The 11,823-nt window shown below is 60.1% G+C and carries 10 protein-coding genes; 9 read left to right on the top strand and 1 reads right to left on the bottom strand.

Features of this window, described 5'->3' with window-relative positions; all coding sequences use genetic code 11:
- The first annotated feature begins 8 nt into the window (after positions 1-8).
- The 9 genes from PG897_RS21320 (at position 9) to PG897_RS21280 (ending at position 10,132) form a co-directional block, all read left to right on the top strand.
- Positions 9-377 (top strand): response regulator, encoded by a 369-nt coding sequence (locus tag PG897_RS21320; RefSeq protein ID WP_005303778.1) that lies wholly within the window; start codon positions 9-11, stop codon positions 375-377.
- A 14-nt stretch (positions 378-391) separates the two neighbouring features.
- Positions 392-718 (top strand): STAS domain-containing protein, encoded by a 327-nt coding sequence (locus PG897_RS21315; RefSeq protein WP_017779183.1) that lies wholly within the window; start codon positions 392-394, stop codon positions 716-718.
- A 26-nt stretch (positions 719-744) separates the two neighbouring features.
- Positions 745-2,958, top strand: coding sequence for a chemotaxis protein CheA (locus tag PG897_RS21310; protein ID WP_270829365.1), 2,214 nt, complete (start codon positions 745-747; stop codon positions 2,956-2,958).
- A 15-nt stretch (positions 2,959-2,973) separates the two neighbouring features.
- Positions 2,974-4,896, top strand: coding sequence for a HAMP domain-containing methyl-accepting chemotaxis protein (locus PG897_RS21305; RefSeq protein WP_201885104.1), 1,923 nt, complete (start codon positions 2,974-2,976; stop codon positions 4,894-4,896).
- 12 nt (positions 4,897-4,908) lie between these two features.
- Positions 4,909-5,481: a chemotaxis protein CheW gene (locus PG897_RS21300; RefSeq protein ID WP_201885105.1), complete on the top strand. Its 573-nt coding sequence runs from the start codon at positions 4,909-4,911 to the stop codon at positions 5,479-5,481.
- Positions 5,482-5,546: 65 nt separating this feature from the next.
- A complete protein-coding gene (locus PG897_RS21295) occupies positions 5,547-7,718 on the top strand; it encodes a methyl-accepting chemotaxis protein (RefSeq protein WP_124249238.1) in 2,172 nt (723 codons plus the stop codon).
- Positions 7,719-7,774: 56 nt separating this feature from the next.
- Positions 7,775-8,578, top strand: coding sequence for a CheR family methyltransferase (locus PG897_RS21290; RefSeq protein ID WP_017779178.1), 804 nt, complete (start codon positions 7,775-7,777; stop codon positions 8,576-8,578).
- 11 nt (positions 8,579-8,589) lie between these two features.
- A complete protein-coding gene (cheD, locus tag PG897_RS21285; RefSeq protein WP_017779177.1) occupies positions 8,590-9,060 on the top strand; it encodes a chemoreceptor glutamine deamidase CheD in 471 nt (156 codons plus the stop codon).
- 10 nt (positions 9,061-9,070) lie between these two features.
- A complete protein-coding gene (locus PG897_RS21280; protein WP_010634881.1) occupies positions 9,071-10,132 on the top strand; it encodes a protein-glutamate methylesterase/protein-glutamine glutaminase in 1,062 nt (353 codons plus the stop codon).
- Between the two features lie 46 nt (positions 10,133-10,178).
- On the opposite strand, the gene PG897_RS21275 is transcribed toward PG897_RS21280, so the two are convergent.
- Positions 10,179-11,411 (bottom strand): cysteine desulfurase-like protein, encoded by a 1,233-nt coding sequence (locus tag PG897_RS21275; RefSeq protein WP_185450405.1) that lies wholly within the window; start codon positions 11,409-11,411, stop codon positions 10,179-10,181.
- Between the last annotated feature and the right edge of the window lie 412 nt (positions 11,412-11,823).

Genomic DNA, 11,823 nt, shown 5'->3' with positions numbered 1-11,823 from the left:
AAAGAGATATGCCCAAAACAGTCCTGATCGTGGATGACTCGGCCACCATACGCCAGGTTGTCGGCATGACGCTCAAGGGAGCCGGTTACGAGGTGATGGAGGCCAGTGACGGCAAGGATGCCCTCAAAAAGCTCGACGGCAAGAAGATCAACCTCATCATCAGTGACGTCAACATGCCGAACATGGACGGCATCAGTTTCGTCAAGGAGGCCAAGAAGCTGGCCAGCTACAAGTTCACTCCGGTGATCATGCTGACGACAGAGTCCCAGGATAGCAAGAAGCAGGAGGGGCAGGCCGCGGGAGCCAAGGCCTGGGTGGTCAAGCCGTTCCAGCCGGATCAGATGCTGGCTGCCGTGGCCAAGCTCATCATGCCCTGAGCCGGGAGGCGTTCATGCCGCTGCAAATCGAAACGGGTGAGCACAAGTGTGTCGTGACCATCTCGGGCGAGATGACCATCTACACGGCAGCCGAGCTGAAACAGGCGCTCACACCCCTGCTCTATCGCCAGCAGGAGCTGGAACTGAACCTCTCCCAGGTCAGCGAAATGGACAGCGCTGGTTTGCAGCTGCTGCTGGCGGCCAAGAAGACGGCGCAGCAGGGAGGCTATCCGCTGCACTTGGTCATGCACAGCCATGCCGTGCTTGATGCCCTTGAGCTGTGCCAGCTGGCGGCCTTCTTCGGTGATCCCACCCTCATTCCCCACGCCGATCACGCCTGACCGGTTCTACGGACAAGGAGTCATTCGTGAGCATCAATCTTGATCAGGCCCTGCAAACCTATATCGCCGAGGCGCGCGAGCTGCTGGAGGAGATGGAGTCCGCGCTGCTGACCCTGGAGAACGACCCGGACAATGGCGAGCTCATCGGCGCCATCTTCCGGGCGGCGCACACCATCAAAGGTTCCGCCGGCCTGTTCGGCCTGCAACCCATCGTCAGCTTCACCCACATCGTCGAGGATCTGCTCGATCAGGTGCGCAACCAGCAGTTGGCGATCAGTGAAGCGCTCATCAGGGATCTGCTGAAGAGTCGGGATCACATCGAACGCCTCGTCAGCCTGGTAGCTGAACAGGGGGAAGCCCTTGGTGCGGATGAACAGGCTCAGGATGAGTTGCTGCGGCGCAATCTGGCCCGTCACCAAAGCGGCAACCAGACCACGCTGCCGGAGCGGGCCCAGCCTGCCGATGCCGATCCGGTCAGCAAGGAGGAGGGTCACGTCAGCGCTACCTCCCTGTGGCACATCTCCCTGCGCTTTGGTCTTGACGTGCTGCGCAACGGCATGGATCCCACCTCTTTCCTGCGCTACCTCGGTACCATGGGCACCCTCTGCGCCATCGAGACCATTCACCATGCCCTGCCGGAGTGGGAACAGTTCGATCCGGAGAGCTGCTACCTCGGCTACGAGATCGATCTGGACTCCCAGGCCGACAAGAGTGCCCTGAGCGATGTGTTCGAATTCGTGCGAGATGACTGTCTCATCAGCATCTTGCCGCCCCACAGCAAGATCGCCGAGTACATAGCGCTCATCAACGCCCTGCCGGAAGACAACGAGATGCTGGGGCAACTGCTGGTCAAAACAGGCGCACTGACGGCCAGCGAGCTTACGCTCGGCCTGCAAGCCCAACATGAGCAGCCGCAGGCCGACACCAACAAGCTGGGGGAGATCCTGATAGCCCAGGGTGCCGTCAATGAAATAGTGGTGGACGCCGCGCTCAAGAAACAGAATCAGAGCAAGGAGAACAAGAACAAGGAAGGGCGTTATGTCCGGGTCCACGCCGACAAGCTGGATGAGTTGATCAATCTGGTGGGAGAACTGGTCGTGGCCAGCTCCGGCGCCAACCTGCTGGCCCAGCGTTCACGGGACAGCCAGCTGCAGGAGGCCAATTCCACCATTGCCATGCTGGTCGAGGAGATCCGTGATGGTGCCCTGCGCCTGCGCATGGTGCCCATCGGCGATACCTTCAACCGCTTCCAGCGGGTGGTGCTGGATGTCAGCCACGAGCTGAACAAGGACATAGCGCTGGTGATCACCGGCGGCGACACCGAGCTGGACAAGTCTGTGGTGGAGAAGATCGGCGATCCCTTGATGCATCTGGTGCGCAATGCCATGGATCACGGCATAGAAGCGGCCGAGAAACGGCTGGCGGCCGGCAAGCCGGCACGGGGCACCTTGACCCTCAACGCCTATCACGACTCCGGCAGCATCGTCATCGAGATCCAGGACGATGGTGCCGGCCTCAACAAAGCCAGGATCCTGCAAAAAGCGCAGGAGCGGGGGCTGGCAGCCGCCAATGCCACCCTGTCGGATCAGGAGATCTACCAGCTCATCTTCGAGCCCGGCTTCTCCACCGCGGAGGCCATCACCAATCTCTCCGGACGCGGGGTGGGCATGGATGTGGTCAAACGCAACATCCAGGCCCTGCGTGGCAGCGTCGAGCTGGACAGCAAGCCCGGCCTCGGCACCCGGGTACAGATCCGGCTGCCGCTGACCCTGGCCATCATCGATGGCTTTCTGGTGCGCGTCAGCACCACTTACTACGTTATCCCCCTCGACATGGTGATCGAATGCGTGGAGCTGACCCAGAGCGCGCTGGCCGATACCCAGGGGCGCAACTACATCAATCTGCGTGGTGAAGTGCTGCCATTCGTCCGGTTGCAGCACTACTTCGATGTCGAGGGAACCCGTGGCCGCCGGGAAAATATCGTGGTCGTCAGCCATGGCGGCAAGAAGTCAGGGCTGGTGGTCGACGAGCTGCTGGGGGAGTTCCAGACCGTCATCAAGCCGCTCGGCAAGCTGTTCCAGCGCCTGCAGGGGATCAGCGGCTCCACCATTCTGGGTGGCGGCGAGGTAGCCCTCATTCTGGATATTCCCTCTCTGATCCAGCATGCCATCGACCAGGAGCTGGGCCAACTGAGCCAGTACGCCATTCCACGTCTGCAATCCCAACCAAGAGTCAATTAACATCAGGAGCCTGACATGTTCAAAAACTCCACCATCAAGATACGACTCACCATTCTGCTCTGCCTGCTCTGTGTGCTGCTGTTCGGCGTAGGAGTGCTTGGGCTCTACAACATGCATAGCAGCAACAAGGGGCTGCAACGGGTCTACAACGACCGGGTGGTGCCGCTCAAGCAGCTCAAAACCATCTCGGACAACTACGCCGTCGCCATCATAGACAATGTCAACAAGGCCAATGCCGGTCTCGTCAGCGCCGAGGAGGCGTTGCAGCAGATCCAGCATGCCCAGCAGCAGATAAAACTGGAGTGGCAACACTATCAGGCCACCAAGCTGACCGCAGCCGAACAGAAGCTGTCGGCCGAGGCCAACAGCCTGTTTAATACCGCGGATCGAGACATCACCAGGCTGGAGGCCTTTCTCTCAAATCAGCATGGTGTCATTGCGGATACGCTCAATGAGTTTGACGGCAAGCTATATAGCTCCATCGACCCCATTGGTAGCAAGATAACCGAGCTGGTCAGCCTGCAGCTCGACGTTGCCAAATCAGAATACGAACAGGCACAGGCCTGGTATGACGTCATGCTGCTTACCATGATGGCAGTGGTCGCCGCCGGCATGGTGGCTGCAGCCTGGTTTGGCATCGTCCTCATTCGCAGCATCATCTCCCCCATCAACCAGGCCCTGCAGGTTGCCAACCACCTGGCGGATGGCAATCTCGACGTCACCATCGACATCGGAGCCCACGATGAAGCCGGTCAGCTGTTGCTGGCCATGCAAAACATGGTCAACAAGCTGACGTCCCTCATTACCGACATAGAAACGCTGGTGACCGCCGCCGTCGAACAGGGGGATTTCAGCTACAAGATTGAACTGGACGGACGGCAGGGTTACATCAAGCGCCTCTCCGAACTGCTCAATCGTCTCTCCAACGTGACCGACACCAGCCTCAACGACGTGATGCGCATTGCCACCGCCCTGTCGCAGGGTGACCTCACCCAGAAGATTGAGCAGCCCTATCCGGGAATTTTCGGTCAGACCAAGGATGGCCTCAACAGCACCATCGCCGCGCTGACCGCCATCATCGAGGAAGTTCGCAACGCCGCCGACAACCTGACCAACGCCTCCAATCAGGTCAGCACCACGGCCCAGTCCCTCAGCCAGGCCACCAGTGAGCAAGCGGCCAGCGTGGAAGAGACCAGCGCCTCCATCGAACAGATGAGCGCCAGCATCAACCAGAACACGGACAACGCCAAGGTGACCGACAACATGGCGAGCAGCGCCGTACTGGAGGCCACCGAAGGGGGCCGTTCGGTACAACAGACGGTTGCCGCGATGCAGCAGATCGCCCGCAAGGTCAGCATCATCGACGACATTGCCTACCAGACCAATCTGCTGGCGCTCAATGCCGCCATTGAGGCGGCCAGGGCCGGTGAACATGGCAAAGGCTTTGCTGTGGTCGCCGCCGAGGTCCGCAAGCTGGCCGAACGCAGCCAGATCGCGGCGCAGGAGATAGGCGAACTCTCGTCAAGCAGCGTTGATACCGCCGAGAAGGCGGGCAGTCTGCTCGACAAGATAGTGCCCTCCATTCGCAAGACCTCGGATCTGGTGCAGGAGATCAACGCCGCCTCCGGGGAACAGGCCAGCGCCGCCAACCAGATAAGCCTGGCCATGAGCCAGCTCAATCAGGTGACCCAGCAAAATGCTGCCAGCAGCGAGGAGCTGGCCGCCACCGCGGAGGAGATGAGCTCCCAGGCCAACGAGCTGCAGCAGACCATGGACTTTTTCTCCCTGCAAGGCAGCGGCCGCTCACCCAGACAGGTCGAAAATCTGCACAAGGGGGTGCCTCCCAGAGGCAAGTTTGTGATGCCGGCCCAGCCCCCGTTGCATGGCAATGTGGCTGCGCAACAGCAGGTTGACGAAACCGATTTTGTCCGCTTTTAACCGGAGAGCCTCATGAGCATGTCTACCGAAGTGGTCGCCCAGCCTGGCACGCTGGTACATGACAATCAGGGTGATGCCCAGTACCTGACTTTTCTCATCAACGGCGAGATGTTTGCCATCAACATTCTCGGGGTCAAGGAGATCATCGAATACGGCAACATCACCCCCATCCCCATGATGCCGAGTTTTATCCGGGGTGTGATCAACCTGAGGGGAGCCGTCGTCTCTGTGGTGGATCTCAACGCCCGTTTTGGCAATGCCCCCTCCAGCATCACTCGCCGCAGTTGCATCGTGATCATCGAGAACGTGCACCCGAACGACCCGGAACACGGCAATCAGGACATAGGCGTGGTGGTGGACTCCGTCTCCGAGGTGCTGACCATCCCCTGCAACGAGATTGAGCCGCCACCAAGCTTCGGGGCCCGCATCCGGGCCGACTTCATCAGTGGCATGGGTAAGGTCAACGGCAAGTTCGTCATTCTCATCAATACCGAGAAGGTGCTCTCCATCGACGAAATGGCCCAGCTCAGCGAGCTGACCCAGCAGCAGGAACGGCTGCTGGAACAAAAACCACAAACGCCATGACAACAACATAAATCAGCGTTTCGCTCCACCACACAGCAATGACATGTCGCACAAGGATAAGGCCCATGACTCAATCACTCTTTGGCAATCTGTTTGGCAACGGCAATGCTCATGCCTTGCTGCAGGAACAACTGCGCCAGTTGACTGGTGCAACCCGCACCCTGGCTCAGGGGATCCAGCAAGGTAAACAGTCCGCCCAGCTAGAGCTGGACACGCTCACCGGCCCTCTCAAGGAACTCTGCCAGGAGTTCAATGCCGTACTGGGGCTGCTGGGAGATCGCCTTGGCAGTGCGCTCGCCGCTCGCGAGGCCAATCAGGCGCTCTACGAAGAAAACCTGCGAGTGCGCAAGGCGCTGGATGGTGCCTCGACCAATGTGATGATCGCCGATACCAATTTGAACATCGTCTACATGAATGAAGCCGTGCTGGCCATGCTGGGACTGGCAGAGTCGGATATTCGCAAGGATCTGCCGAGCTTCGACGTCAGGCACCTGATGGGCAAGAACATCGATACTTTCCACAAGGAGCCCTCCCACCAGCGCAACATGCTGGCCAAGCTGGACAAGACCTACCGTACCCAGATCACGGTCGGAGGCCGCACCTTCTCCCTGATCGCCAACCCCGTTTTCAATGACGGTGGCGAGCGGCTCGGCTCCGTGGTGGAGTGGGCCGACCGTACCAAGGAGATCGCCATCGAGAATGAAGTGAAAGCCGCCAATGCCGCCGCCAAGCAGGCGGCCGCCGAAAGTCTGCGAGTCAAGAAGGCGCTCGACGGGGCCAGCACCAACGTGATGATCGCCGATACCGACCTCAACATCATCTACATGAACGAAGCGGTCAGGGAAATGCTGGGCCAGGCCGAAACCGACATCCGCAAGGAACTGCACCACTTCAGCTCGGCCAACCTGATGGGCGCCAACATCGACAGCTTTCACAAGAATCCAGGCCATCAACGCAGCATGCTGGCCAAGCTGAACAACACCTATCGTACCCAGATCATGCTGGGGGGACGCACTTTCGCCCTCATCGCCAACCCGGTATTCGGCGACGATGGCGAGCGGCTGGGCTCCGTGGTCGAGTGGTCGGATCGCACCAAGGAGGTCGCCATCGAGCGGGAGATGTCGGAAATCGTCCAGTCCGTCATCAATGGCGAACTGCATCGCCGCATGGACCTAAGTGGCAAGAGCGGCTTCTTCCAGAACCTTGGGGAGGGGATAAATCGTATCGCCGAGGTGATCGACACCAGTCTCAACGATGTGATCAGGGTGGTTCAATCACTGGCGCGCGGGGATCTGACCCAGCACATAGAGGCCGATTATCCCGGCGTATTCGGCACGACCAAGGACTCCCTCAACCAGACCATCGTCTCGCTCACCAACATTGTTACCGAGGTGCTGGGGGCATCCGACAACCTCTCCAGCGCCGCCGAGCAGGTCAGCGCCACCGCCCAGTCCATCAGCCAGTCCAGCAGCGAGCAGGCTTCCAGCATGGAGGAGACCAGCGCCTCCATCGAGCAGATGAGCGCCAGCATCAACCAGAACACCGACAACGCCCAGGTTACCGATGGCATGGCCAGCAAGGCTGCCAAGGAGGCGGTAGAAGGCGGCGAGGCGGTCAAGCTCACGGTCGATGCCATGAAGCAGATTGCCAAGCGCATCGGCATCATAGATGACATCGCCTACCAGACCAATCTGCTGGCCCTCAACGCCGCCATCGAGGCGGCCCGGGCCGGCGATCACGGCAAGGGTTTCGCCGTGGTGGCTGCCGAGGTACGCAAGCTGGCGGAGCGCAGCCAGGTAGCGGCCCAGGAGATTGGCGAGCTGGCCTCAAGCAGCGTTGACATGGCGGAGAAAGCGGGCCGTCTGCTCGATCAGATGGTGCCCTCCATCAACAAGACCTCGGATCTGGTGCAGGAGATCAGCGCCGCCTCCGCAGAGCAGTCAACCGGCGTCAGCCAGATCAACATCGCCATGAACCAGCTGAGCCAGGTGACCCAGCAGAACGCATCCTGCAGCGAAGAGCTGGCCGCCACCGCCGAGGAGATGAGCAGCCAGGCCGAACAGCTGCAACTGGCGATGGAGTTCTTCACCCTTGAGCGGCACAAGCTCAATGCCGGCCAGAAGGTGGCAGCCACCCGCACCGGCCCCCGCGGCCGCTTCATGCTCGAGAACAGTGCCGCAGAAGGTAATGGCAACCTGCCCCGACCCCACAATGACGGCGATTTTGTTCGCTTCTAACCCGGATGCGGGTGAGTGGAGCTCACCCGCACCCCGTTTGTTTCGGGAGTCCTTCCGTGTATCAGACCCAGTTGCATGATGATGAATTTGCGCAGTTTCAACGCTGGATCCACCAGACGGCGGGGATCGATCTGTCACCGGCCAAGAAGGCCCTGGTCGCCAGCCGATTGTCAAAACGGCTCTGTTACTATGAGCTGGAGAGCTATGGCGACTATTTCAGCCTGATCATGCACAACCGCGGCAGTGAACTGCAGATTGCGCTCGATCTGCTCACCACCAACGAGACCTACTTTTTTCGCGAACCCAAGCACTTCGAATTTCTCGGTAACAAGGTGCTGCGCCAGTTGCCAAAAGAGCGGATGGTTCGGATCTGGAGCGCGGCCAGCTCTTCCGGCGAAGAGCCCTACAGCCTGGCCATGACCCTGGCCGACCATCTGGAGCTGGGTAATTGGGAAGTGATCGCCTCGGATATCTCGACCCGGGTGCTGGAGCAGGCGAGAACGGGGCTCTATCCCATCGAACGGGCCCACAACATCCCGCTGCCATTGTTGATGAAGTACTGCCTGAAGGGGGTCGGCTTTCAGGAGGGCACCTTCATCATCGATCGCAAGCTGCGCGAGAAAGTGCAGTTTTACCATATCAACCTGAATCAGGAGTTGCCTGACATCGGGCTGTTCGATGTCATCCTGATCCGCAACGTGATGATCTATTTCAACCGGGAAACCAAGGGACAGGTACTGCAGCGGCTGGTGCCGCGCCTGAGAAAAGGGGGCTACCTCATCGTCAGTCACGCCGAGAGCCTGAACGGCCTGCCCCACGGCCTGCAACTGGTATCCCCTTCCATCTATTTGAAACCTTGAGTTTTTTCAGTATGAAAGAGGTCATGCTGCAACCGGGCGAGTTCTTCTTTGGGCAGGATGACGCCATCATCCGCACCCATCTTGGCTCCTGCGTGGCCATTACCATGTGGCATCCGGAGCAGAAGCGAGGTGGCATGTGCCATTACATGCTGCCCAGCCGCGGCCACAGCGCACCGGGTCTGGACGGTCGTTATGCCGATGAGGCAATCCAGCTTTTTATCCACGAAATAGGCAAGCACCCCGCCCCCATCCACGAATACGAGGTCAAGCTGTTTGGCGGCGGCAACATGTTTATAGAACAGCAAACGCTCAACACCATGAATGTGGCCATCAAGAACATCAAGGCGGCCTGGCAGCTGACCCAGCACCTGGGCCTGACCATCAAGGCCCATCATCTTGGCCATGCGGGACACAGAAGTCTGATTTTCGAGCTGGCCAACGGCAATGTCTGGGTACGTCATCATCGCTTGCCACACCGCTAAGGGGACGGGAATGAAACAGATAAGAGTCATGCTGGTGGATGATTCCGCCGTGGTGAGGCAGGTGTTGCAGGCCATTCTCGAGCAGGAGCCCGATATCAAGGTGATTGCCACCGCCTCCGACCCGCTGTTTGCACAAGAGAAACTGAAGAAGGAGTGGCCAGACGTGATCGTGCTGGACGTGGAGATGCCACGCATGGATGGCATCACCTTCCTCACCAAGATCATGGCCGAGCACCCCACCCCAGTGGTGATCTGCTCATCCCTGACCGAGAAGGGGGCGGAAACCACGCTGCAGGCGATGGCCGCCGGCGCCGTCGACATCATCACCAAGCCCACGGTCGGCCTGAAAAGCTTTCTGCAGGAGTCGGCGCAAGAGCTGGCCATGGCGGTGCGCGCCGCTGCCCAGGCCAATGTCAGACGCCAAGTCAGAACCCAGTCCACCACGGTCGCCCCCAAGCTCAATGCCGACGCCATCATGGCGCCAGCCAGCCAGCATGCCATGGCCCAGACCACGGAGCGGATCGTGGCGATCGGCACCTCCACCGGCGGTACCCAGGCACTGGAGGCCGTGCTGACTACCCTGCCCCGGGTCTGCCCCGGCATCGTCATCGTGCAGCACATGCCGGAGAAGTTCACCGCCTCCTTTGCCGAGCGGCTCAACAACCTGTGCCAGATAGAGGTGCGGGAGGCCAGAAGCAACGATCGGGTGATCCCCGGGCTCGCGCTCATCGCCCCCGGCGGCAAGCACATGCTGCTCAAACGCAGCGGCGCCTACTATCACGTCGACGTGATGGACGGCCCCCTCATCAACCGCCACCGTCCTTCGGTGGACGTGCTGTTTCGCTCGGTGGCCAAGTTTGCCGGCAGCAATGCCACCGGCATCATCATGACCGGGATGGGGGATGACGGTGCGCGCGGGCTGCGCGAGATGCTGGAGGCCGGCGCCAATACCTTTGCCCAGGATGAGGCCTCCTGCGTGGTCTTCGGCATGCCCAAGGAGGCCATCAAGCTCGGCGCCGCCCGCCATGTCCTGCCGCTGCAGGATATCCATCACGCCATCGTGGGACGTTAGCAGACAGATGAGGTGACACAGCCCGGCCTGACCGGGCTGTGTTGTTTCAATGCGGCATGTCGTCGAGCAGGGCGAACAGGCGATCAATCTCCGCCGAGGTGTTGTAGTGCATGCAGCCTATTCGCAGCACACCGTCGCTCACCCCCAGCTGCTCCACCAGTGCCAGCGCATAGAAGTGGCCGGCCCAGCTGCACACCTGATGTTGCCCCAGAAACTCGGCCATCTCGGCGGGACTATGACGGCTTGAAGTGAGGGCGAAGGTAGGAGTGCGCCCCTTGCTGCCCTGAATGCCGTGCAGGGTGAACCAGGGGCGCTCGGCCAGCCTGGCCAGCAGATGCTCGCTGAGCTGCCGCTCATGGGCCTGGCTGCGGGCAAACGCCAGATCGAGGCGAGCTTCCAGCTCATGCTCGGTGCCGTCCAGCCCGGACAAGGAGGCCAGATACTCAACGGTCGCTTCTACTCCGGCCAGCGCCTCCCAGCTCTGGGTACCGGTTTCCCACTTGTAGGGCGCCACATCTTTGGCCGGTTCAACCTTGTAGGGGGTGAAATGCGCCAGGTGGCGATGCTTGCCGAAGAGGATGCCGAGGTGCGGGCCGAAAAATTTGTAGGCGGAACAACCGAGGAAGTCGCAATCCCAGGCCTGCACGTCGATGCGCTCATGGGGCGCAAAGTGCACCGCATCTACATAGAGCAGGGCCCCCACCCCGTGCACCGCATCGGCGATACGCGGAATATCGACCAGACTACCCGTGGTGTTGGAGGCCGCCGTCACCGCCACCAGCCGGGTTTTGGGCCCGAGCAGGCTGAACAGATGCGCATAGTCCAGTCCGCCGGTCGTCACATCTACTCTTGCCTGATGCACTACCACGCCGCGATCCGCTGCCGCTTGCTGCCAGCTGGAGACGTTGGAGTAGTGATCGAGCGCGCTGACGATGATCTCGTCCCCCGCCTGCCACTCTCTGGCCAAGGCACGACTCAGCGCAAAGGTCAGGGTGGTGAAGTTGGCGCCGAACACTATCTCTTCAGCCCGCTCCGCCCCCAGCAAGGCCGCCACCGCCAGCCTGGCCCGCAGGGCCTGCTGCTCGGTCGCCCTGGCCGAGAAAAAGGGGCCGCCCAGATTGGCGTTGAAGCGGCCGAGGTAATCTGTCATGGCCGTGAGCACGGCGTGTGGCACCTGGGCCCCGCCGGGGCCGTCAAAAAAAACGGGGGTTTTGCCTTCAACCAGCTGATTGAGAGCGGGGAACTGGCCGCGCAACACGGCGATATCGAGAGCCTGCATAGGAGAAGTCCACAATCCATGTTAACAGTTGAATAACATGGCGAGAGTAAAATGCGGCAGCAGCAATGTCCATCAGCGAAGCGGTCAGCCATCACACTTACAAAATAAGGTGAGTTTTTCAGTATAAAACGCTGCCTGATGGCAACCGACTGGTACGGCACCCAGCCTCGCCACCATCGTGATCAATGCCAGACAGCAGCAGGGAAGTCGTTGATAAGCGTGAAAAATGAGCGACAAATATCAAAAAATGACCGAATGATACTTTTTTGTCGCCAGATATGCCCGCAAGGGGTTCACAAAGAGCGAAGATCTGATAGTATGCGCCTCGCACTTGGGGAGGGGTTCCCGAGCGGCCAAAGGGATCAGACTGTAAATCTGACGGCTCTGCCTTCGAAGGTTCGAATCCTTCTCC

Source organism: Aeromonas sp. QDB20, from assembly GCF_027707805.1.
Taxonomy (GTDB): domain Bacteria; phylum Pseudomonadota; class Gammaproteobacteria; order Enterobacterales; family Aeromonadaceae; genus Aeromonas; species Aeromonas dhakensis.
Note: the sequence above shows the minus strand (reverse complement) of the source record. Positions and strands in the feature narration are given on the sequence as shown.